Below are 23,002 nucleotides of genomic sequence, written 5' to 3' on the forward strand. Positions count from 1 at the left end.
CATGAGCGAGGCGCAAGACGCGCGTCCGACGGGTGCACAAGGGCAGATACCCCAGGCCGATAACTGGCGCGTGCTGAAGAGCATCTGCGCCGAGTACTTTGACAACAGGGCCATGGGCAAACTCGTCTCGGCCTACGAGTTTGCTTCTGAGTATCACAAGAACCAGCGACGACGATCGGGCGAGCCCTACATCAATCACCCCGTCGAGGTCGCTCTCATCTTGGCCAAGGACCTCAGGATGGACGAGGACCCCATCTGCGCCGCCCTACTGCATGACACGGTGGAGGACACGAGTGCCACCCTGCGAGACCTCAGGGATCGCTTTGGCACTGCGGTGGCCGAGCTGGTGGACGGCGTGACAAAGCTCACCTCCATCGAAGTCACATCCATAGACGAGAAGCAGGCGCTCAACCTGCGCAAGATGTTTCTTGCCATGTCAAAGGACATACGCGTCATAATCATCAAACTTGCGGATCGCCTGCACAACATGAGGACCCTGGCCGCCCTCAAGTCCGATCGTCGCATCTTCAAGGCACACGAGACGATGGACATCTATGCCCCGCTGGCCGACAGGCTTGGTATGAGCTCCATCAAGTGGGAGCTCGAGGACCTCGCCTTCTTCTATCTTGATCCCGAGGAATACGAGCGCATCGCTCGCATGGTGCAGGACTCCCGTGCCCAGCGCGAGCAGGAAACCTCCGAGGCCATCAAGATCCTCGACAGCACGCTTCGGGACGTGGGTCTTACGGGCTACCAGATCACTGGGCGCCCCAAGCATCTGTGGTCCATCTACCAGAAGATGACGCACAAGGGCAAGGAGTTCTCCGATATCTACGACCTCATCGCACTGCGCGTGCTTACCGACTCGGAAAGGAGCTGCTACTCCGTCCTCGGTGCCGCCCACTCCCTATGGCACCCGCTGACCATTTGCTTCAAGGACTACATCGCGACGCCAAAGGCTAACGGCTACCAGTCCTTGCACACGACGGTCATAGGCTTGGGGGCCCATCCCATCGAGATACAGATCCGTACCTACAAGATGCACGACACGGCCGAGTACGGCATAGCCGCCCATTGGCTCTACAAGAGGTCCGGAAATTCGGATGGGAAGATGAGTGACGATGACAAGAGCATCGACTCGCGGATAAACCAGATACGTAGGAGCCTGGACTGGATCGCTGACGAGGACATGGGGGAGGCACGTAAGTTTCTCCAGGATCTGCGCACGGATCTCTTCGAGGACGAGATCTTCGTCTTCACGCCCAAGGGGGAGGTCATGAGCCTGAGGCGCGGCTCCACGCCCCTCGACTTCGCCTATGCCGTGCACACTGAGGTGGGCAACCACTGCGTGGGCGCCTTGGTCAACGGTAAGGTCGTACCCTTCTCATATCACCTTAAAATCGGTGACCGCATCAAGGTGCTGACCAACAAGCAAGGCAAGCCCAGTCGGGACTGGCTGAATATCGTCACGACGCAGTCATCCAAGGCAAAGATACGCAAGTACTTCACCACCCTCTCCAAGACCGATGACGCCGAGCGGGGACGCAGCGAGCTTGCGCGCGAGCTTCGTAAGAAGGGTTATGGCATCTCGACGGCGCGCACCCAGGACGCGCTCGAGCAAGTTGCCGTCCAACTCGACTACCGACGGGCGGATGACCTGTTCGCGGCAATCGGCACGGGCAAGGTCTCGTGCCGGCAGACGACACATCGTGTCGTCGCCGTGCTCGAGGCGAACTCTTCCGAGCGGCAGGAAGAGCGCGAGCGCCGAGCGCGGCTGAGAAACGCCAAGAAGCAGGCCATCGCCGAGGACAAGCCCCTCATGACGCCTGCGGCATATGTCAGCTCGGACAAGGGCAGACGTCGCAGTTCCTGTGGCGTCGTGGTCAAGGGGGACCCCGATCTCCTCGCCCACCTGGCGCGCTGCTGCAATCCCGTTATGGGCGATGACATCGTGGGCTTCATCACGCGCGGGCGAGGCGTTTCGGTGCACCGCAACAACTGTCCCAACGTTCAGCGCCTGATGGAGCATCCCGAGCGCATGATTGACGTCGAGTGGGACACGACGGGGGCAACGGAGTTCCATGTCGAGATCGTGGTGGAGGCCTGCGACCGAATGGGTCTCATCGAGGAGGTGGGTGGCGCCATTCGCAGGGCGGGGGGAAACATCCTCTCAACGATGAGCGGGATTGTGAAGGGAGACGTGGCGCGCATGCGCTACCTGATAGCGATCTCTGACGCCTCGCTTTTGGACCCCTTGCTTGCCCTGGTGAGCAATGTCCCATCGGTCTTCGACTGTAGGCGCATCATGGCCGGGGAGGGCGCAAAAACTAACTGAGGAGGAACTGGCATGGCTGAGACAAGCGAGAGGGCCCATGAGGGCTATGAGGACCACGATGAACACGAGGGTCACGAGGGCTGCGACTGTGGGTGCGACCATCACGAGGGTGAGGCCCACGACGGGTGTCACGGGCAGGGCGACGGGCGCGACCAGGTTGCGATGTTTGTCGTCGGTCCCATCGAGACCAACTGCTACGTCTACATCTCTGAGGACGAGTGCATGGTCGTCGATCCGGGGAACTCTGGCGCAAAGATAGCCGAGCACCTCCCTGACGGCGTGAGGGTCAAGTACATCGCGGCGACGCATGGGCACGGTGACCACGTGGGCGGCGTGAAGGCGCTCAAGGAGGCCGTCGGCGGGAGCTACGTGATTCATCCGGCCGACGTCGAGCTGGCCAAGCACGCCGGCGAGCCCTGCGAGCTGGGTTATGCCTACGATGACAACGCCCCCGATCCCGATCTGACCTACACGGAAGGCGACGTCATCAAGGTGGGAGGCGCCGGCTTTCGCGTCATCGAGACGCCGGGTCACACACCGGGGAGCATCTGCTTGGTGGGGGAGGGGAGCGCGGAGGGCGTCTGCTTTGTGGGAGACACGGTGTTTCAGGGCTCCTGTGGACGCACCGATCTTGCAGGTGGCAGTCCTGAGGACATGAGAGCCTCTCTCGCTCGCGTCAAGCGCGAGATAGACCCCCATACCACCCTCTTTTGCGGCCACGGGGAGATCACGACGATGGAGGACGAGCTGGCGTCGAACCCCTACTTTCAGTAGGTCCAGTAGGGCCTCAACGTGCGAAGTGAGTGAATCACTCACTTCGCAACGACGTTGTGAGTGAATCACTCACTTCATAATCACGAAGTGAGTGATTTTTGAGGCGAAAACGGGTACCCCTCGGAACGGCGAATCGAGAGATACGCAGGTCAGAGACTTACTGAAAGAGAAATCGAAGTGAGTGAATCACTCACTTCATAATCCCGCAACGACGTTGTGAGTGAATCACTCACTTCGCAACGACCACTTCGCAACGACCGTGAAGGTCGTGATGAGGGCAACACTCGCTGCCCAGATTTGCTATAGTCAATGCCGTGCTGCGCCCGGATGGCGGAACTGGCAGACGCGACGGACTCAAAACCCGTTGCCAGCGATGGCATGTGGGTTCGATCCCCACTCCGGGCACCATTGCGATTGAAGGGCCGCATCAGAGAGGACTCTGATGCGGCCGTTTTCTTAGGTCTTGGGAGGCGGCCGGCGTCCGTGCATCCTCGACCTGTCATACCTATGACCCGCGCCCGGGCGATCACCGTCCGCCATGCCTATGACCCACGCCAGACCGCCCTTCGGCGCCTTCATGCCCGCGCACCCTCGACGCACCATGCCTAGCCGCCCTCGAAGGTCACTGCCCCCAACGTCACGGCATGCCATAAGCCCCAAAGGCTAGGCCCCAAGAGCCCCAAGGTTAGGCCTCGCGTGTGCTAGCTTGCGCTCTTGTCCTCGTGGTAGTCCGTCTCGGTGTTGACGTTCCATACGTTGCTGCGATCTGTCGTGCCACCAAGCAGGTCATCCACCGCATAGAACGCGGTCATCATCGAGTGGTCCATGTTGTTGTAGCGGTGCTGGCCGTTACGCCCCAGGCAGAAGAGGTTGGGGTGCGTGTCCAGCCAGGCAATGAGCTCGTCGATCTGCCCGTAGCTGTCAAAGTAGGCGGGGTAGGCCTTCTTTACGTGCTCGACGTGGCTGTCCAAGGGCTTGGACTGGGGAGAGAGCACGCCCATGCGCACGAGCTCGGCAGACGCGAAGCGCACGCGATCCTCGTCGCGCATGTTCCAAAAGTCGTCACCCTCGTCGCAGAAGTACTCAAGCCCGATCCAGATAGTCTCCGTGGGCCGTCTGACCATGTAGGGCGACCAGTTGTTGAAGATCTGGATGCGCCCGAGCTTCACGCTGGCATCCTGGACGTAAATCCAGTTGTCGGGCACAATGTTGCCGAGGGTGCGAATGTCCGTCTCGTTCTTGAGCTCGAGCCTGTCCACGAGAAGTCCCACGGTCACGAAGTCGCGGTAGGGGAGGCCTGCGGCAATCGCATGAACGTCTGTGGGGATGGTGTCGAAGGCGTCCGCGAGGTCTTTGAGGGGCATCGTGCTCATAACGGCGTCGGCCTTGTAGGTGCTACCGTCTTGGCAACTCACGGCCGTGATTCTGCCCTCATCGTCGGTGGAGAGGCCCGTCACACGAGCGCCCATGATGATGGTGCCGCCCATGGCGCGAACCTTGCGGGCGGCCTCCTCCCAGAGCTGCCCGGGACCGTACTTGGGGTAGGAGAAGCGCTCGATAAGCGAGGTCTCGCCCCCCTGCTCCTGCTTTTTTCCGGTCGCCTTGGCGATGGCGTCCTTGAGGACGGCGGCTATCGAGAGGCCCTTCACGCGCTGTGAGCCCCAGTCGGCGCTGATGTCACGTGGGTGGCGGCCCCAGAGCTTCTCGGTGTAGCCCTCGAAGAACATCGAATAGAGCGCGCGACCAAAGCGGTTTATGTAGAAGTTCTCTAAATTGTCCTCGGGAAGTCTTCTGACTCGCGCCCCAAGGTAGTTGAAGCCGACGTGCAATGTGGTCACAGGTCCCATGTTCCTGAGCGTCCGGGCGCTCAGGCTCACGGGATAGTCAAAGAACTTGTGGTCGTAGTAGATGCGAGACACGCGATGGCGAGAGAGCATCACACGATCGACCTTCTCGGGATCTGGCCCCCCATCGGCAAGCGGGCACACACGACCGAGGACCCTGTCGTCGAAGGCGAGGGAACCCTGCATGGGCATGAGCTTGGCCCACCAGGCATTGACGCGCTCCTCCTTGGAAAAGAAGCGGTGCCCGCCAATGTCCATGCGGTTGCCGTCGTGCTCGACGGTGCGCGATATGCCACCGATTGCCTGGGTCTCCTCAAGGACGGTAACCTCAAACTCTTCGGGCGCGCGGCTCAGAAGCTCATGCGCTGCGGTGATGCCCGCAGGACCGGCCCCGATGACGATGACTCTCTTCAAGAGTGCTCCAACTGACGGTACTTGTAATGGCTATCACTTAAGGTTACTATGCCTTAGGATAGGAGAAGTTCAAGACAGGGGTTTTTTGCAAAAAGCTCGAATCCGCCATAGACGTTGTTGCCGGGAGCGCCTGGCCTGTCACTCCCTTTGTGGGAGGACTCATGACGGCTAAGGCCAGGCACGCGCGACCAACATGGCCTGCGGGCGGGTCCGGCCTGCTCGCGTGGGCGCAGGTCGGCATCGTCGTGCTTGCGCTTGGGGGGCTTTTGTGCCTGAGCTGGGCGCGTGGGGTGGCCGATCTTGTGCCTGCGAGCGTCTGCTCGCTCGCGCTCGTCGTCGCGATCTGCGTCCCGGATCGTCTCTGGGCAGCTGCGGGCAGGTACTCGAGGATCTGCGCCATCGCATTTTGTGTCACCGTGCTCTTGCGCCTGTACTTCGTCGTGGCCACTCCCTATACCTATATGCAGCACGATACCTGGACCTTCGACGCGACGGCCGGGCACGTGGCCTACATCTTCCGGCTCGCCGACAACGGCCTGCGCCTGCTCGACGTGGACCCCACCTCGCTCTGGTCCTTCTACAACCCGCCGCTCTCCTACTACCTCGGGGCCGCCTGGGTCTGCGCGGGGCGCGCCTTCGGCCTCGCGGACGCGCAGGCGGCGGAGAGCCTGCAGTGGCTCTCGCTGGCCTACTCGGTCGGTGCGACCTATGTCGGCTACCTCGTGCTGAGGCAGGCCCGCCTCGAGGGTCGCGCCCTGGCGCTGGGCTTCTGCGCCTGGGCGCTCGTGCCCTTCTTCGTGCCGCTCTCCGGCAACGTGTCCTACGACGGCCTCCTCACGCTGCTCTCGCTCGCGACCCTCCTCCTGCTCATGCGCTGGTACGAGGACCCGACTCTCGCGCGGGCGCTTCGTGCCGGCGTCTGCCTCGGCCTCGCGCTCATGACCAAGACGACGGCCGCCCTGCTGCTTCTGCCCGCCCTGGTCACCTTTATCCTTCGCCTTGTACACCGTGAGGGCAGGCCTTCTGCGGCACGCCTCGTGCTGCAAATCGCAGCCGTGCTTGTCCCCGCCGCAGTGCTCGGGGGCTGGTGGCACGTCTACGCCTACCTGCGCTTTGGCATGCCCTTCGGCTACTTCCAGAAGGTGGACCCGACAGACCCCATGAACTGCTCGGCCTATAGCTTGGCCCAGAGGCTGCTGCCCTCATGGGAGGGCGACTTCGCCCCCTTCTACTACGTGGACGTCGCCGGTGACTACAGCATTCCCGTGATCCTGCTCAAGACGGCCACCTTTGACCTCGTGGGGAAGGTCGTCCCAAAAGGTCCGCTCTTTGCCATCGGTATTGTGCTCGACGCGTTAGGCGCCGCGCTTGTGCTCGGCGCGGTCTGCGGTCTTGTGTTTTGCTTGTCTGACCTGAGAAGTCACAGTCATGAGCAGGCTCTGCCCATTGCCCTCATGGCCTCGGTGCTGGTCGCTTACGCGATCGGTATACTGCAGCTTTCGTTCAGTCAACCCTTCTCGTGCTCGTCCAACTTCCGCTACATCGTGCCTGTGGCACTTGCCGGCGCCTTCTTCCTCTCGCGCCTTGGCCACCGTAGGCTGGCAGGGCGCGCCTGCTGGGTCTGTCTTGCCGCCTACGCGGTGGCGCAGGTGGCCTTTTGGGCGGGTATGGGCTTGACCTTCGGCTAGCATGGGTGCATGATTTCTTCGCAATGGCGTATCGTAACTGATCAACGAGGTGACTTCTGATGGGTGGTTTCTTGCGGCCTGAGCTTGTATGGCGAGAGGCACATGGCGTTGGCCTCGCGTGCGCGGCAGGCCTGCTTGCGCTGACCCTGCCGCTTGTTTCCTTGGCCGCGTACGAGGGTATGGGCACCACGCAGCTGGTTGTCACGGTCGTCGGAGTTCTTTTCCTGTTGTACCTGCTCGTGATGCTCATCCTGTACGCTCGCAGGCTCTGGGCGGGGACGGGCGGGTACTCCGTGGTCTGCGCGGTTGTCTTTGTGATCACGGTGCTCTTGCGCATCTACTATGTCATCATGACCAAGTACACGTTTCTGCAGCACGACAGCTGGGGCCTCGACGCGACGGCCGGGCACGTGGTATACATCTTCCGGCTCGCCGACAACGGTCTGCGCCTGCTCGACGTGGACCCCACCTCGCTCTGGTCCTTCTACAACCCGCCGCTCTCCTACTACCTCGGGGCCGCCTGGGTCTGCGCGGGGCGCGCCTTCGGTCTCGCGGACGCGCAGGCGGCGGAGAGCCTGCAGTGGCTCTCGCTGGCCTACTCGGTCGGTGCGACCTATGTCGGCTACCTCGTGCTGAGGCAGGCCCGCCTCGAGGGCCGCGCCCTGGCGCTGGGCTTCTGCGCCTGGGCGCTCGTGCCCTTCTTCGTGCCGCTCTCCGGCAACGTGTCCTACGACGGCCTCCTCACGCTGCTCTCGCTCATGACCCTCCTCCTGCTCATGCGCTGGTACGAGGACCCGACTCTCGCGCGGGCGCTTCGTGCCGGCGTCTGCCTCGGCCTCGCGCTCATGACCAAGACGACGGCCGCCCTGCTGCTTCTGCCCGCCTTGACTTCCCTGATCCTGCGACTCGTGAGTGCGCGCGGTTCGTATCGCATCGACATCCATGGCGCCATCGACCAGGTCGTGGCCGCGCTTGTCCCCGCTGCGGTGCTCGGGGGCTGGTGGCACGTCTACGCCTACCTGCGCTTTGGCATGCCCTTTGGCTACCTCCAGAAGGTGGACCCTGCAAGTCCCATGAACCGCTCGGCCTATAGCTTGACCCAAAGGCTGCTACCTTGGTGGAGTGGGGGCTTTGACCCCTTCCTGCACCTGATGAGTGAGTACAGCATTCCCCTTATTGCGCTCAAGGGCGCGACGTTCGATGAGTTCGCGCCGGATGAGCCCCACCTTGTTTGCGTGGGCATGGTGCTTCTGCTCATAGGCGCGCTCCTTACCATCGCCGTGTTCGTGGGCATCTTGCGCGCCACGATCAACCTACGATCGAAAACGTTTGGCGTCAAGGCGGGCACAATCTTCATGGGCGTCGTGTTTTTTAGCTACGTGCTGGGACTTGTCTACTTATCGCTGAGCGAGCCTTTCTCGTGCTCGTCTAACTTTCGCTACATTGTGCCTGTGGCGCTTCCTGCAGCCTACTTCGTGGCGCAGCTCGACAGGAAGGACGGCGGGAGAAAGGCAGTTTGGTCACTGCTTGGGACCTCACTGGTGCTGCAGGTGGTCTTCTGGGTGAGTGCGGGTGCGTACGGCCTGCTTGGGGTGTAGCTTTGAGCTTTTGTCCTCACCCTGCGCCGCGCCCGCAGCGTCCCTGCGGCTCCCTGCGCCGTAGACAGGATAGCTGACAGCATTCATCAGCTTCCTCAAGGCCCCCCTGCGCCGTACCCTTGGCCTCCCGCGCCGCACCCGCAGACCTCAGATCAAGGGCGCGTCTATCAAGTCGTGGTCGCTTTGCGTATTTCTGGACAGGAGGCAGGCAAGGGCAGACTTTGCCCTTGCGTGGCCGCTCTCGCATGTCTAAGATAAGAACGCATTTGGAAAGCGGGGTCGGTGTTGGGCCCCCACCTACATGGCGCCGCACGGTAGCCGTCTGGTCAGACAATAGAGTTCCCTTCTGCCTCGGTGGATCTTGTCTCCTAGACGCTATCTGCGTCGGGAGCTTTTTTATGCAAGGGATCCGGCGCGCGTCAGCACGCAAATGCGACGGGAACGTCGCGAGGAAGGGAAGGTGTAGAAGATAGCCAAGAACGATGGACCTCGCATCAACCGCGAGATTACTGCACGCACGTGCCGCCTCATTGGTGTCGATGGCTCTCAGCTGGGTCTCTTTGGCCTAAGCGACGCATTGCGTGTCGCGAGTGATCAGGGCCTCGACCTCGTGGAGATCGCCCCCAACGCGGATCCACCCGTCTGCAAGGTGATGGATTACCGCAAGTACAGGTACGAGCAGGACCGTAAGGCCAAGGCCGCCCGCAAGAAGCAGATCAGGGTCGAAGTCAAGGAGATGAAGTTTCGTCCCAAGATCGATGTGGGTGACTACACCACGAAGAAGAACCATGTCATGCGCTTCCTCAAGAGGGGCGCGCGGGTCAAGATCACCATCATGTTTCGCGGTCGCGAGATGGCCCATCCCGAGCAGGGCAGGATGGTGCTCGATAGGTTGGCCGAGGACCTCGCGCCCTATGCGACGGTCGAGCAGCAGCCTAAGATGGAGGGTCGCAATATGCACATGCTCGTCGCCCCCATCAAGGGAGCCTTTAGCGAGAAGGGGCCCAAGGGCGACACCGAGAGCGAGAAGGAGAGCTAAGCATGCCCAAGATGAAGACGCACAAAGGTTCGGCAAAGCGCTTCCGTCGGACCGGCACAGGCAAGATCATGCGCGCGAAGGCGTTCAAGAGCCACATCCTTACCAAGAAATCCCAGAAGCGCATTCGGGACTTTCGTAAGGAAGCCGAGCTCACCCCAGGAGACGCCAAGGTTGTCTCGCAGCGTATAGGAAGCAAGCACTAGAGCACGAGCTGCGCATGCGCACGCTCTTTTGAGAAACACCAAGGAGTTGATGAGATATGGCACGTGTCAAGCGCGCAGTTGCCGGTCGCAAGAAGCGCCAGACCCTAGTCGAGCGCTCCAAGGGGTATTATGGCGCCCGCTCCCGCACCTTCCGTGGCATGAAGGAGCAGGTCCAGCACTCTGGGCAGTATGCCTACCGTGACCGTCGCAACAAGAAGCGCGACATCCGCGCCCTGTGGATCCAGCGTATCAACGCTGCCGCCCGCATGAACGAGCTCTCGTACAGCAGGTTCATGCATGGCCTGAAGCTTGCGGGCGTCGAGCTCGACCGCAAGGTCCTCGCCCAGATCGCCTATGAGGACGACGCCGCGTTCGCCGATCTCGCTACGGTGGCCAAGAAGGCCCTCGACGAGGCCGAGTAAGCAGCTCGCCCTGCGATTATGTGGGCGCCCTAGGCGTCCGTGGTGAAGCCCCCGTGACACGAGTGTGTCACGGGGGCTTTTTGTATGGCGGGACATGGGGCTACCCTCGCGTCGGACGACGCGTGCATCATGACTTTATTTCAAAGCTGTTAATAAGTTTTTTGTAGATCCAAATAAGAATTCAGTAAGTATAATTATAGCTAGGTGGTTTTCCAGTCGGCGGATAGAGTTGGGAAAGGACGGTTCATATGAGACGCAAACGTGTCATTCGCAAGGCCTTCGCTACGTTGTCGGTGTTCCTCGCGCTTCTCTTGGCGTGTGGCATCGCTTTTCCCTCTCAAGCTCGTGCTGAGGAGGCAGAGATTGAGACTCGGCCAACTGTACACAACGCCGTCGTGCTCGTCCTAGATGACTCTGGGAGTATGTGGGGAAAACCGATTGATAAGCTTAGGGAAGCAGCGAAGAAGTTCAGCGAGAAAATACTCGAGGCAGACACGGGTGCAAAGATAGCGATAGTCTCCTTCTCGAACTCAACCAAGGTTCTTCCGTTTACAAATAACAGAATAAGCATTGATGTTTTTGTTGAGGAGCAGATGCATGGCCTTCGTAACGGAACATATGTCGCCCCTGGTCTCAGTGAGGCTAAAGCTCTGGCCCAATCATTTAGTGTTAGCGATACTGCATCGGATAAGTACGTCAAGAGTATCATAACCATGTCGGATGGAATTCCGCACGATGGTAGCTCCGCTACACGGTTAGCCCAGTCCATGTTTCCGGACTACAACATGTACTCGCTCGGTTTCTTTAAGGGTGGGGACAATGCCGAAGCCATCGAGTTCCTGAAGAGTATTCAGAATTCAGGCTACTTTGAGGCAAACGACCTGGACGCCCTGATCAAGAAGTTCATTGAGATCGCCGATGAGCTACTGAATCCTGTTGAGATAAGTCTTTCGCACGATTATACGAAAAAAGATGCTAAAGGTGAGCCTACTGATAAGCGTCTCTTCACCATAAGAGCTGAGATCAAGAATTCTAATAGTCAAAAGATGATAAGAAATTTAAAAGTCAATCTTAAGTTACCCGAAGGACTCACTTTGCAGGGGGGTAAGCTTGAGAAAACTTGGGATAAGCTTGTTGCTGGGCAGACTAAGGAATTGGAGTGGAAAGTTAAGGCCTCTGACACTGCATCTGGTGCATTGGTGTATTCAGTGACGGCAAGCGGAGTTAACATCGTTGGTCTCACGCAGTCGGATAAAATCACTTTAGACACCCAGAATGGAAAAGATAATCAGCTTGACTTTAACAAAGATATCTGGAGCTTTACAAATAAAAAGGATATCTTTGGAGGTAAATGCTACTTAACTAAGGTGGATAAAGAAGTTCTCCTAAATGGATTATCAGATAAATTGTCGCAAAAAATGATAGATGAGTTAAAAAGAGAAGGTAAGAAGGAAGAAATTGCAAAAACACCATCTGAAAGGGCTCGTATTGAAAACAAAATAGATCAGGAATCGAGTGGTAGCTGCTACGGCTTTGCCGTTAGCACCGTCCTCAATAAAATGGGTGTTGCTAGCCCACTGCAGAGGCAAGAAGGGGCCAAATGCCTGTACGATATGAACCCCTCAGAAGAGGTTCAATCATATATCAATTACTACCACCTTACACAGTATCTTGACTCAAGTATAATTGATATGGTTAATTTCTGTTACAGTTATTCTGGGACAAAAAAGGAAAAGTCTACTAAACCTATTGAAAGGATGCATAAACTGGTGGAGCGGGTTAAGGCTGTTGCACATGGAGGCAGTCCAGTTATCTTGACTTTTCAGTGGGATAGTCATACACATACTGTCGTTGCTGACAAATTTGAGTCGAAATCCGGAGGTTATTCCCTGATAAATAAATTCGGACCTTTTGCCGGGACTAAGAGCTATGATGGACGCATACGCTATTATGATAATGCAGATCCAGGAAAAAAAGGTCGTTATTTGTACTATTTATATATAGATACAAATACAGGAGAATTTGCATTGCCTGACTATGAAAAATTCTATGATAAAGATAATCCTTTTACACAGAATGTCGAGCTTATTCAAGCTATGAACGATCTGTCCCTTATAAACGGGAAGGATCTTAAAACATCAGCAGACAACAGGGAAGCTGTTCTATCCACCAAGGAAGAGACGGCTCGTCGCAAAGCTCGCATACAACGCAAAGATGGCGCTCATACACAAAGTGAAAGTGAAGATGGAACTTGGGACATATCTGAGGTTGCAGAGGGTAAGAGTGACCTGATGAGATTCTGGGATCGTGATGGGGTGGATTCGGGATCGCCTCTGAACATAGTCCTTCCCGACAACAAGGAAGACTACAGCGTCAGTTCCCCGGATGCGTATGATTACTCGCTCAAGTATCCCGACGCGTTCCTCTTGGTGCAGTCCGCTGGCGCCGAGTCCGCCTCCTTCGAGCGTGGCGGGACTGTCAAGCTTGCGCACAACACGGGCTCGTACAAGCTCACCTCCACGCTAGACAGCGCGACGGGAGACCTTTACACGTTTGGCGTCACGGGCACCGACGGTGGCGACGTCGAACTGCGAAAGACCGAGGGCGGTTATGTCATCAAGGCGGACTCCCTCAAAGGAGCTACGGCTGAGGCTAGCGGCGATGACGTGACGAAGAGCATCGCGCTTGACGGGGACGCCACCGAGGTCCAGATTAGCTCAGACGGCACCGACATCACTGCCTCGATCGACGAGGACGGCGACGGTATCTTCGAGAAGGCCATCGGTAGCAGCGCACAGGGTGCCAAGCAGGGTAAGGATGATAATAAGCAGAACAAGGGTGATGACGGGACTCCGGGACCCACAGACCAAGGATCAAAGGTGTCATCCACGTTTAATGGCAACGCGGGATCCGCGAGGGTGTCGGACGTCCAGCCTGAGAGGGGTGGTGGCGACCTGCCGAAGACGGGTGACTCTTCGCCGCTCTTCATGGTCCTTCCGCTCGCTGTCCTTGGTGCTCTTGCCACCGTGCTCGGCATCGTGCTCAGGCGCAGGCGTGGCGATGCCGACTCGGGTGGGGTCGATGGCTAATCCCCTCTCGCTTACAACTTGAGGTTCGCTGTCCTCACTGACGTACCATGTGCCCGCGCCCCGAAAGCCTTTTGCTCAAGGGACGCGGGCCGCTCTGTTCGTGGCAAGATAGGGGAGAGGCCAGAGGGAGGCTTGGACTTTGTGTTTCTCTCGTGCTTATTGCTGAGTCCTAATGACTAAGCTTCTATTCAGTTAATATAGTCAGTCGCGTGGTTGATATCGGTCGATAACGGAGGATCTCAGTGAAAGGTAAGCTCTTTGCTCTTCGCAAGATGTTTGGCGCTCTCTCGGTGTCCATCGTGCTCGCTTTGACGTGCGGTGCCGCACTTCCCTCACAGGCATGTGCCCAGGGACGTGACACAAAGGCTCAGCCCGGCGCGCACAACGTCGTCGTGCTCCTGTTGGATGACTCTGCGAGCATGGCACCACGCTCGAGGGAGAGCCTCAAGGAGGCCGCGAAGAGGATTGGCAAGGGGATTCTCGAGTCCGATGCGAAGGCAAGGGTCGCGATCGTTTGCTGTGGTCGCTCAAATGCTGTCCTTCCTTTCACAGGTAAGTTTGATGACGTGAAGTCTTTCGTCGACACGCGGATGAGTAGTGGTGGGAACGCTGGCGTGAACGCAGGTGCAGGCCTTCAGAGCGTCGATGCCACGGCAAGGCGTCTCGAGAGCGTCCCATCCGACGTATACGTCAAGAGCATCGTGACCATATCGAATGGCGCGTCTGTCACCGGTGACTCCGCCCAGCGACAGGCCCAGTCCATGACCTCGACGTATCGCATGTACTCTCTTGGCCTCTCGGGGAGCACTGCCAGTGCCGTTGAGTCTCTGAAACACATCCAGAATGCGGGCTACTTCGAGGAAAAGGACTTGAATGTACTGGAAAGGCACGTTGTGGAATGTGCCACAAAGTCGCTAACCTCTGCCGAGACCTCTGCGAATCACCAAGGAGGTCTGCCTGATCAGTCTGCCCTTGACAAGTTGACAGGAGACCATTCGGGCTTCATCGCCGCTTTGGGTCCGGTTAATACGGGCGGCAATGCCCCTGAGAATGGCAGTGGTGCTGGCGACCAGGGCAAGGGGAGCGGGGGAGATGCTGGCGATAACGCCTTGAAGGCCCCCTCGACACCAGACAAGGGTTCCGGCTCAGCAGATGCTTCCACGCCTGATGCCCCCACACCTGATGGAAACGGTTCCTCTGCCCCCGCAAGTCCAGGAGAGGGTACATCTGGGGCCGGGAATGGTGCGCCTAGAGGCAGAGGCACACTGTCTCAGATGAACTCGAGCGGCAACGGTGCTGCGGGCTCAAACGATGCGGAGGGCGAGGGCGTTCGCAACAGGTTTGTCAACAGCGGCGCTGGCAATCAAGGTGATGACGCTGACCGGGATCCTGACCCCACCCCTGCCTCCGATGGCATTACCGATCGCAAAAAGGCAACGGGTGGCAATTCAGACAAGAGCCTCCTGCCTCAGATGGATGACCCATCTTCCTCCATGCCTGCTGCCCTCCCGTTTTCCCTCGGCATACTGAGCATCGGATCAGGACTTCTCCTTCGTCGCAGGGACGAACACGAGGAAGCCGTCAATGGTTGAGTGAGTCTCCGGCCTGCTGTTGAACTTCTCGAGTTCGGGCGGTGAACCTTGTCCCACGCTGTGGATCAGGTTTCTGGGTGGGGGTTGGTGTGCGATGCGTCTATTGCAGGCGCGGTACGTTTACATCAGGCGACGCCTTCTCGGCTCCCTTTTCCTACGTCTTACCAAAAGGCGCATTCTGCGTAGACGGCCTCACGGAAAACCGCACTTTGCACCCGCCGCCTCACGGAAAAGCGCATTTTGCGTGTGGGTCTCACCAAAAGGCGCATTCTGTAAGCGAGCAGTCGCGCAGAGTGCGCCTTTCCGTGAGGGTCCGTGCGCAGAATGCGCTTTTCCGTAGAATGTGCTTTTCCTCACCTGCGCAAACGTCGGGCGGCCTCACGGAAAAGCGCACTCTGCAACCGTCACCTCACGTAAAAGCGCATTCTGCGTCGGCGACGCCACCTCGACGTGACGGAAAACCGCATTTTGCACTCGAAAGCGACCGACGATCTCCACGCCCGATACACACGTCTCGCGCCCCCTACGGCAGGTGACGCCTTCCGGCCCTCTCCTCCTCAAACTCCTCCTCTGCCTCCTCGAAGTCGGGGCTGTCCTGGTCTACGAGCTCGTCGTCGCCCGTCTTCGGATTAGTGTGGTGCAGGAGCACCGGCTTGAAGAGGTGGAGTTGGTTGGCGAGGATAGCCGACACCACGAGGAGCACGAAGAAGATGGCGATACGAGGCAGAATGGCTACCTGGGTCATTACGAAGGTGCCAAGGCACAAAAACGCCGTCCACCCATAGATGAGCAGCACGGCCTGTCTTTGATTAAATCCCTCGTCGATAAGACGATGATGAATGTGCCCACGGTCCGCCTGCCCTATGCTCACATGGGCGCGACTTCGCCTGACGATGGCCGAGAAGGTGTCGATGATGGGTACCGCTGCCACGACCAAGGGGACGATGATGGTGGTGAGGCCCGCCACGCGCGTGACCGAGAGTAGAGAGACTACGCCCAGCACGTAGCCCAGAAGCAGCGAGCCCGAGTCGCCCAGAAAAATCGAGGCGGGGTTGAAGTTGTAGAAGAGAAAGCCGATCGCTGCACCCACGAGGGCTATGGCCAAGGCGGCAGAATCGTGTCTGCCTGCAAGAACGGAGAGGATGAACATTGTCATCGCGGCGATACCTGCGATGCCGGTCGCCAGACCGTCCAAGCCATCGATGAGGTTGAAGATGTTGACATAGGCAACGAGGTAGATGACCGTGATGGGGTAGGCGAGCCAACCCAAGAACAGGGGACCCTCCGTGAAGGGGTTCACGATCGTCCCGATGACAAGCCCACCCGAGACGGCGATGCCTGCCGAGACGAGCTGGCCAAGAAGCTTCTGCCAGGGCGTGAGCTGGAAGACGTCATCGAGGGCTCCCGTGAGGAAGATGGTGACAAGGCCCAGGGCGATCCTGTGGTAGTCCATGCTAGAGAAGTGCGGAGCGGGGGCAAACACCGTCGGCCAGCCAAGAAAGATCGTGCCTAGATACTGTGTGAGGAAGGCCGCCACGATGCCCATGAACACGGCGATGCCGCCCATACGTGGAACCGTCTTCCTGTTGATGCGTCTAGCGCCCGGCCTGTCCACCGCCCCCAGTGTCCAGGCAACCCTCTTTGCGAGGGGCGTGACCAGAAGTGTTGTCACGAGCGCCGCAAAAAACAGGCAGAGGTGGATTAACCACGATCTTGGCATATGAGGGCACGTCCCCTTAGCATGTGATCTGTAAGCGTCTGACCCGAGCAGGTGCTGATGAAAAAATCACTACCCTCTAGTCTTGAACATTAATGAGTGCAAGTCAAGACTGGTATTGGTGTCTGGCTCACGTATAGTGGAGTTGTCGCCTCCCTGCGGCAACAACTGGGTGAACCGACAAGCGTTTTGAGGGAGCCTGCATATCGTTATCAGTACAGGTATCCTCCGTTGTTGAGGAAGCTGGAACTTGCGATGAGGGCACCCACCTGGAGAAGGTGGGTTCATTTCGCGGCTGCAGGGAGCGACTTTTGCGTCTTGCGCGGGCGCAGTCATTGGTATACTCTTGGAAATGTTGGGGCCGCAAGGGTACGGCCCTCAGGAAATCCTTTGCTTCTCGCACAGTACACAAGACATTCTCGCCGGCCCCTGAGGGGGCGCGAGCCGAGATGTCACGGTGTGCAGGAGAAGCGTCTCGAGCCTTGGGCGGACAGTGTTGAGATTTGCAGTTCGGCTTTCATAGAAGGTAGGGAAGGACTACATGGCAGAAGAAGGCACAAGCGAGATGCAGCAGTCGCGGGAGTTTGAGTCATCCGGACAGCCTGCCGGTCAGGACAGCACGCTATTTCCCGGGATCGTTGCTCCGGCGGCCGCTGGGAGCGAGGTCAGCGCGGCTCATCCGGCGCCAGCCGCAACCGATAGCGGTGTAAGCGAATCGGAAAAGAGCACCCCGGCCGAGGTCGAGGTAGCAAAGCCAGTGCCGAAGCGACGCCGTGGTCGCCCCCGTAAGGTCAAAAGCGAAGGCGAGCAGGTCGCCTTGGATGTCAACGCGATGACCAAAGTGACGCAGGAGGCGACGCAAGCATCTGCGGTCATCCATGAGCCGCCGGTAGCCACCCTTGCCGAGGCCGACGCGAACGTAGCCGAGGCAGCACCCAAGAGGCACCGCAAGAAGAGGGCGAGCTCTCCTACCTTTGAGCAGGACGATGGGGCACAGGCCAGCGAGGCTGGTGTTGACGCCCAGGACGTTTCCCGACAGGCTTCTCTGGAGGAGGGGCAGCCCCAGTCCCAGGACGAGAGGGGCGAGGGAGGACGTCAGAGGCGCGGCAGGCGTGAGCGCAAGGATGACACAGCTGCGAGCGGCGGTCCCGGCAATAACGCCAACGGTAGCGCAAACACCAACGCCAACACAAATGGCAACGGTAGCCAGCGTGGCAGCCGCCGCAACCGCCGAAACCGTCGTAACCAGCAGGAACAGAGCTTTGAGCCCAGCCTCTCTCGCGAGGAGCTCGCGTCCATGAGGGTGGCTGAGCTCAGGAGCAAGGCGGCCCAACTTGGTGTCGAGTATGTAGGCCTCAAGAAGGCGGCGCTCGTGGAGACCATCTATGAGGCCGCCGCACGTGCAGAGGGCTTCAGGCCGGTTGAGGGCGTGTTGGACGTCCAGAACGAGGGTTACGCCTTCCTGCGTACCGGCAACTACATGACGGGTGATGACGACGCCTTCGTGCACCAGCAGCTCATCCGCCAGTACGGGCTGCGACCCGGTGACAGGATCAAGGGATCGGTTGGTCCGGCCCGCTCCAACAACAGCAAGTATCCACCCCTTCAGAAGGTCGAGACGGTCAACGGTCGCCCTCTCGACGAGCTGAGGCAGCGTCCGCGCTTCCGTGACCTCACGCCCATCTTTCCCAACCAGCGTCTTGTCATGGAATGCGGCAAGGATTCCATAACGGGAAGAGCCATCGATCTCGTAGCCCCCATCGGTAAAGGTCAGCGCGGCCTTATCGTGAGCCCCCCGAAGGCTGGCAAGACCACCGTGCTCAAGCGGATCTGCCAGTCCATCGCCTCGAACAACCCCGAGGTGCACCTCCTCTGCCTGCTCGTCGACGAGCGCCCCGAGGAGGTCACCGACATGGAGCGCTCCATCAAGGGCGAGGTCGTCGCCTCGACCTTCGACATGCCCGCGTCAAACCACACGGCCGTCTCCGAGCTCGTCATCGAGCACGCGAAGCGTCTTGTGGAACTGGGGGAGGACGTCGTCGTGGTGCTCGACTCCATCACGCGCCTTGCTCGCGCCTACAATCTGGCCCAGCCTCCCAGCGGCCGTATCCTCTCTGGTGGCGTCGACTCAGCGGCGCTCTATCCGCCCAAGAAGTTCTTGGGCGCGGCGCGTAACATCGAGGGTGGAGGGTCTCTTACCATCATCGCCTCGGCGCTCGTCGACACCGGGTCCAAGATGGATGAGGTCATCTTCGAGGAGTTCAAGGGCACTGGCAACATGGAGCTCAAGCTCGATCGCGACCTTGCCGACCGGCGCATCTTCCCCGCCATCGATCCGGTCGCGTCGGGTACGCGAAACGAGGAGCTGCTCATCAGGTCCGAGATCCAGCCCTTCGTATGGGGCATACGCCGCGTGCTCGCCAACATGAACAACGTCGAGCGTGCTGCCTCGGTACTGGTCAAGGGCCTCAGGGCGACCAGTGACAACGAGGAGTTCCTTATTCGCTCCGCCAAGAAGGCACAGCAGAGCAACGAGTACATCGCCTGACGAGTACATCGCCTGAGCCCCCGCGCGGCCACATCCTTTCCGCATCCTTTCGGGCGCACCCGCCACTGGCGGCGTGCGCCTTGTCTCACTTGCTTTTGTCGGGGTCCGTGTTATCATACAAGGTAGCCCGTCTTGGATCTCATCCTTAAGGGCTGGACGGCACTTGCAGATAACACGTACCCCGCCGCCTTACGCAGACCTCCCATGGGAGTAGTGTAACCGTAGCTACGGAAGACGTCGCCTCTGTGCGTGCCCGTGAAGTGGCGGACATTGGAGGTGCGGCGCAGATGAGAGAACAAGGTTCGAGAGCGGATATCATTGCGAGGCGGCTGGGCGTCACAGCGCGAGGCACAGGCGACACAAGGGGCGGGGCTACGTCGCAGCTGTACGAGAAGGGCCAGCTTGGACTCCCGTCTTGGGCAGCGAAGGTAGGTGGCGGGCTGCGGGTCGGCACTGCCTTTGGGCCTGGCGGGCAGCGGGCATCAGCGGCCCGTGCCCGCGCGAGGTCGCGAATCATCGCTAGGCGGGTGCCTGAGGTCAACCAGGGAATCTATCCGGCCAAGCGCGTGGCCAGCGATCTCGATCACGAGGACATATGGGAGGCGGCCCTTGCCGCCATGGACGAGACGATTACGCTCAACTATCAGTCGTCCCGTCCCTTTGATGCGTCGGCGCCACGTCATGCGAGGCGGCCGGCCGGCAGGAGGGGGGCGAAGCACAGTGTCGGCTCAACGCTCTCCAGGACCCTGCCCATACGCTCCCATGAGGCGGACGCCAAGCCCCATGTGATGGATACCAGTGCCTATGTCAGGCTGCTCACCAACAACAGATCATCTATCGGCGTCCTGTCGGGCGCTTGATGCCTGACGGGACGCCTAACGTAGAGCTTACCGAGAGGTTCGCACGCCTCTTGGTCTTCGACAGGTCCGTTTGTGGACCTTGCATGGTGTATGCCGAGTATTTAGAAAAAAATTTAGAAACTGTACTATTTCTTATTTACATTCTTTCGAGAACGTGCTAGGGTAAAGCAAATGAGGGATAGGATCACTCATTTTTAGATGACGGTGCATGCAGATAAGACGAAGTAGGCCGTTGCAAGACAGAGCTACCACAGCCATCCGTCTTATGTTGTTGCCCGGCATGGGTGTTCCTATATGGAGTGCGGAAACGATTGGCAGCAATGGAGGTAGCAGATGAAGAAGGAACTAGTGAAAGGTATGGCGTTAGCCATAGGGGCCGCCAGCTTTGCATCGGCTCTGGCTCCCCGTATTACCATGGCCGAATCGACAGCGGGCCTCTCCTCTGAGGATATAAGCGCGCTGCTTCCGATCATCGCCGCAGCAGTTGCGGTTGTGGCCTACGTGTCGATCTCCACGGCAACCCACCACATCAAGAACAAGGCCAAGCAGCATGAGGCAGGCATGACGTCCATTGACCTCATGAGGCTTCAGAGGATGCTGGTCGCGGTGGATGAGGAGGACGCAGCTGTCGAGGAGGCGTACCAGGGAGCCCATGCGGCCCCCGTCGCGCGTCCGACCGTCTCTGCTCCCGTGTCTGCGGGCCCGGCGCTCGGCGCATCCACTCCTGTTGCCGCAGCCGCAAGCTCGTCTGTGGCCGCTGTACGTCCGTCTGTGACGGCCTCACCGGCGGCTGTCCCAGCCAGAGCTGTGACGCCTTCGGCTCCGTCCGGTCTGCCGGGCACGCCCGGCGGTACGCCCACCAACGGCGCGAGGCAGGCAAGGCAAGCGCCCGCCGTATCTCCTCAGATGGGAGGCGGGACCCGTCCTGCGGCAGCCGTGAGGACCAATGTGGGAACATCCTCTCAGGTACCTGCTCCCACCACACCGACCGCAGACCATCGCAGCGGCGGCGAGGACGTTCGCAAGCCCAAGCACATGGCCACTCGTGTGGCAGCATAGGAGGCTGCTGTATAGAGCTATCCTCGTGGCACTGTGGGTCTGTTTCATCTGGGCTCATTCGCTCATGAATGGCACGGACTCCGCCAACGAGAGCACGCGTTTCGTATTGTTCGCACTGCCCCTCCTCCAAAGGCTGGGGCTCTCAGACATCGCACTCGCGACCTTCGTCGTGAGGAAATGCGCACATGTTTCGGAGTACGCGATGCTGGGGGTCCTGGCCTTTTTTCTGTGCCGCAGCCAGCCCGGAGTGCGACCAGAAAGACGGCTCTGGCTGTCATCGCGTGTCGTCATGGTGATGACACCCATCGTGGACGAGACGATCCAGCTGTTCGTGCCAGGACGCGAGGGGTCTGTGAGAGACGTGTTCATCGATCTTGCGGGGGTTTGCATCGGATATGCCCTCGCGCGTGCGCTATGTGCGCTATGTGCGCTGCGCACACACGGCCAAAGGGGGCGTCGTGCGTCACGCGGGTAGGCGGGTAGCAATGAGAGTGTTACGAATACACTACATCTCAGCAGTAAACCAATACAGAACTGAAGGAAATGGATATGGTAATAGGATGTCAGTCACTGGTAGAAATGTGATCGGTGACCTATCTTTCAGGGAGGACGAGATGGCTCACACATTCAATAGGCGTACGTTTGTCAAGCTCGGCGGCATAGCTGCTGGCATAGGTGGCGCATCCATTCTTTCTGGATGTGGATCGTCGTCGGGCTCCGGAGCTGGCTCCGACACCATCAAGGTCGGTATCATGGGACCCTACACGGGCGACGTCGCCCAGTACGGTCTTGCCGTCCGCGCGGGCGCAGAGCTCTATGTCTCGAAGTTCAATGACGAGGGAGGCGCCAACGGCAAGAAGATCGAGCTCGACGCCCAAGACGAGAAGGGCAACGCCACCGAGGCAAAGAACGTCTACAACAAGATGGTCGAGGACGGTGTCGTCGGCATCATCGGTGACGTGACATCTGCGCCCTCGGTTGCGATCGCCCAGACCTCAGTCAATGACAACATGCCGATCGTCTCGGCCTCTGCGACGGCTGCGGACTTCATCACCTACGGACCCAACGCGTTTCGCGCCTGCATCACCGATCCCTACCAGGGCAAGCTCCTGGCAGACTTCGCAGCCGAGCGAGGCTACAAGGCGGTAGGCACCATCTATAACTCTGGCGGGGCCTACGAGAAGGGTGTCAATGACGCCTTTGTCGAGGAGGCCCAGGCAAACGGCATCACCATTACCACCCAGCAAGGGTATGCCGACGGTGACGTCGACTTCAAAGGGCAGCTCACGACCATCATCGCCACCAAGCCCGACGCGATTCTCTCGCCTAACTACTATAAGGACGACGGCAACATCGTGACCCAAGCCCGCCAGCTTGGCTACAAGGGACCCATCCTCGGGGCGGACGGCTGGTCCAACATCGTGGGCGGTGACGAGGAGTACGCCAGCGCCAACGACCTTGAGGGTTGCTTCTATGACTGCTCCTTTGTCGCCGAGAACCCCGACGAGAAGGTCCGGAAGTTCATCTCTGACTTCAAGGCGGCCCACAACGGCGAGACGCCCGGTAACTTCAGCGCGCTCGGCTATGATGCCGCCATGGTGCTCTGCCAGGCCATCAAGACCGTCGAGACCGAGGGCAAGGCGAAGGCGGGCACCGAGGACTACAAGCAGGCCATCATCGACGCCGTGAAGGCCGGGAGCGTCGAGGGCGTCACGGGGACCATCAGGTACGAGGGTTCGGGAGATCCCGTGAAGCCGACCCTGATCATCACCTTCGAAGGTGGATCACAAAAGGTATTCAGTTCTATAGAAGCGAAGTAG

Annotated in this window: 16 protein-coding genes and 1 tRNA gene; 15 read left to right on the forward strand and 2 right to left on the reverse strand. The window is 59.3% G+C overall.

Features of this window, described 5'->3' with window-relative positions:
• The first annotated feature begins 1 nt into the window (after position 1).
• The 3 genes from ADJ70_RS01855 to ADJ70_RS01865 all read left to right on the forward strand — a co-directional run bounded on the left by ADJ70_RS01855 (position 2) and on the right by ADJ70_RS01865 (position 3,517).
• Entirely contained in the window at positions 2 to 2,335 is a 2,334-nt protein-coding gene (locus ADJ70_RS01855; RefSeq protein WP_050344691.1) for a bifunctional (p)ppGpp synthetase/guanosine-3',5'-bis(diphosphate) 3'-pyrophosphohydrolase, read from the forward strand.
• 12 nt (positions 2,336 to 2,347) lie between these two features.
• Complete coding sequence (locus tag ADJ70_RS01860; RefSeq protein WP_050342983.1) at positions 2,348 to 3,109, forward strand: MBL fold metallo-hydrolase; 762 nt, start codon at positions 2,348 to 2,350, stop codon at positions 3,107 to 3,109.
• A 321-nt stretch (positions 3,110 to 3,430) separates the two neighbouring features.
• Positions 3,431 to 3,517: transfer RNA gene (locus ADJ70_RS01865), tRNA-Leu, on the forward strand.
• Between the two features lie 293 nt (positions 3,518 to 3,810).
• On the opposite strand, the gene ADJ70_RS01870 is transcribed toward ADJ70_RS01865, so the two are convergent.
• The gene (locus tag ADJ70_RS01870; protein WP_050342985.1) at positions 3,811 to 5,367 is read right to left on the reverse strand and encodes an NAD(P)/FAD-dependent oxidoreductase; all 1,557 of its coding nucleotides are present in this window, start codon (positions 5,365 to 5,367) and stop codon (positions 3,811 to 3,813) included.
• 161 nt (positions 5,368 to 5,528) lie between these two features.
• On the opposite strand from ADJ70_RS01870, the gene ADJ70_RS01875 reads away from it, so the two are divergent.
• The 7 genes from ADJ70_RS01875 (at position 5,529) to ADJ70_RS01905 (ending at position 14,998) form a co-directional block, all read left to right on the forward strand.
• Positions 5,529 to 7,055, forward strand: a complete 1,527-nt coding sequence (locus tag ADJ70_RS01875) for a glycosyltransferase family 39 protein (protein ID WP_050342987.1) — start codon at positions 5,529 to 5,531, stop codon at positions 7,053 to 7,055.
• Between the two features lie 59 nt (positions 7,056 to 7,114).
• Positions 7,115 to 8,653, forward strand: coding sequence for a glycosyltransferase family 39 protein (locus tag ADJ70_RS01880; protein WP_050342990.1), 1,539 nt, complete (start codon positions 7,115 to 7,117; stop codon positions 8,651 to 8,653).
• Positions 8,654 to 9,122: 469 nt separating this feature from the next.
• Positions 9,123 to 9,692: a translation initiation factor IF-3 gene (infC, locus tag ADJ70_RS01885; protein ID WP_157051350.1), complete on the forward strand. Its 570-nt coding sequence runs from the start codon at positions 9,123 to 9,125 to the stop codon at positions 9,690 to 9,692.
• Positions 9,693 to 9,694: 2 nt separating this feature from the next.
• On the forward strand, positions 9,695 to 9,895 hold the full coding sequence (gene rpmI / locus ADJ70_RS01890) for a 50S ribosomal protein L35 (RefSeq protein ID WP_050342992.1): 201 nt from the start codon (positions 9,695 to 9,697) through the stop codon (positions 9,893 to 9,895).
• Between the two features lie 56 nt (positions 9,896 to 9,951).
• On the forward strand, positions 9,952 to 10,317 hold the full coding sequence (gene rplT, locus ADJ70_RS01895; protein WP_050342995.1) for a 50S ribosomal protein L20: 366 nt from the start codon (positions 9,952 to 9,954) through the stop codon (positions 10,315 to 10,317).
• A gap of 248 nt (positions 10,318 to 10,565) precedes the next feature.
• Complete coding sequence (locus tag ADJ70_RS01900) at positions 10,566 to 13,406, forward strand: vWA domain-containing protein (protein WP_050342996.1); 2,841 nt, start codon at positions 10,566 to 10,568, stop codon at positions 13,404 to 13,406.
• A 242-nt stretch (positions 13,407 to 13,648) separates the two neighbouring features.
• A complete protein-coding gene (locus ADJ70_RS01905; RefSeq protein ID WP_050342998.1) occupies positions 13,649 to 14,998 on the forward strand; it encodes a VWA domain-containing protein in 1,350 nt (449 codons plus the stop codon).
• Between the two features lie 523 nt (positions 14,999 to 15,521).
• Here ADJ70_RS01905 and ADJ70_RS01910 read toward each other — a convergent pair.
• Positions 15,522 to 16,718 carry an MraY family glycosyltransferase gene (locus ADJ70_RS01910; RefSeq protein WP_050343000.1) on the reverse strand — a complete coding sequence of 399 codons (1,197 nt, stop codon included), beginning with the start codon at positions 16,716 to 16,718 and terminating at the stop codon, positions 15,522 to 15,524.
• A 538-nt stretch (positions 16,719 to 17,256) separates the two neighbouring features.
• On the opposite strand from ADJ70_RS01910, the gene rho reads away from it, so the two are divergent.
• From rho to ADJ70_RS01935, 5 genes are all read left to right on the forward strand, one after another.
• Complete coding sequence (gene rho / locus ADJ70_RS13945; RefSeq protein WP_083443739.1) at positions 17,257 to 19,263, forward strand: transcription termination factor Rho; 2,007 nt, start codon at positions 17,257 to 17,259, stop codon at positions 19,261 to 19,263.
• Positions 19,264 to 19,550: 287 nt separating this feature from the next.
• Positions 19,551 to 20,123 carry a hypothetical protein gene (locus tag ADJ70_RS01920; protein ID WP_050343001.1) on the forward strand — a complete coding sequence of 191 codons (573 nt, stop codon included), beginning with the start codon at positions 19,551 to 19,553 and terminating at the stop codon, positions 20,121 to 20,123.
• Between the two features lie 333 nt (positions 20,124 to 20,456).
• A complete protein-coding gene (locus ADJ70_RS14405; protein WP_157051351.1) occupies positions 20,457 to 21,182 on the forward strand; it encodes a hypothetical protein in 726 nt (241 codons plus the stop codon).
• A gap of 64 nt (positions 21,183 to 21,246) precedes the next feature.
• Positions 21,247 to 21,657 carry a VanZ family protein gene (locus ADJ70_RS15605; RefSeq protein ID WP_371256207.1) on the forward strand — a complete coding sequence of 137 codons (411 nt, stop codon included), beginning with the start codon at positions 21,247 to 21,249 and terminating at the stop codon, positions 21,655 to 21,657.
• A 139-nt stretch (positions 21,658 to 21,796) separates the two neighbouring features.
• Complete coding sequence (locus tag ADJ70_RS01935; protein WP_050343008.1) at positions 21,797 to 23,002, forward strand: ABC transporter substrate-binding protein; 1,206 nt, start codon at positions 21,797 to 21,799, stop codon at positions 23,000 to 23,002.

Source organism: Olsenella sp. oral taxon 807 (genome assembly GCF_001189515.2).
In the GTDB taxonomy this organism is placed as follows: domain Bacteria; phylum Actinomycetota; class Coriobacteriia; order Coriobacteriales; family Atopobiaceae; genus Olsenella_F.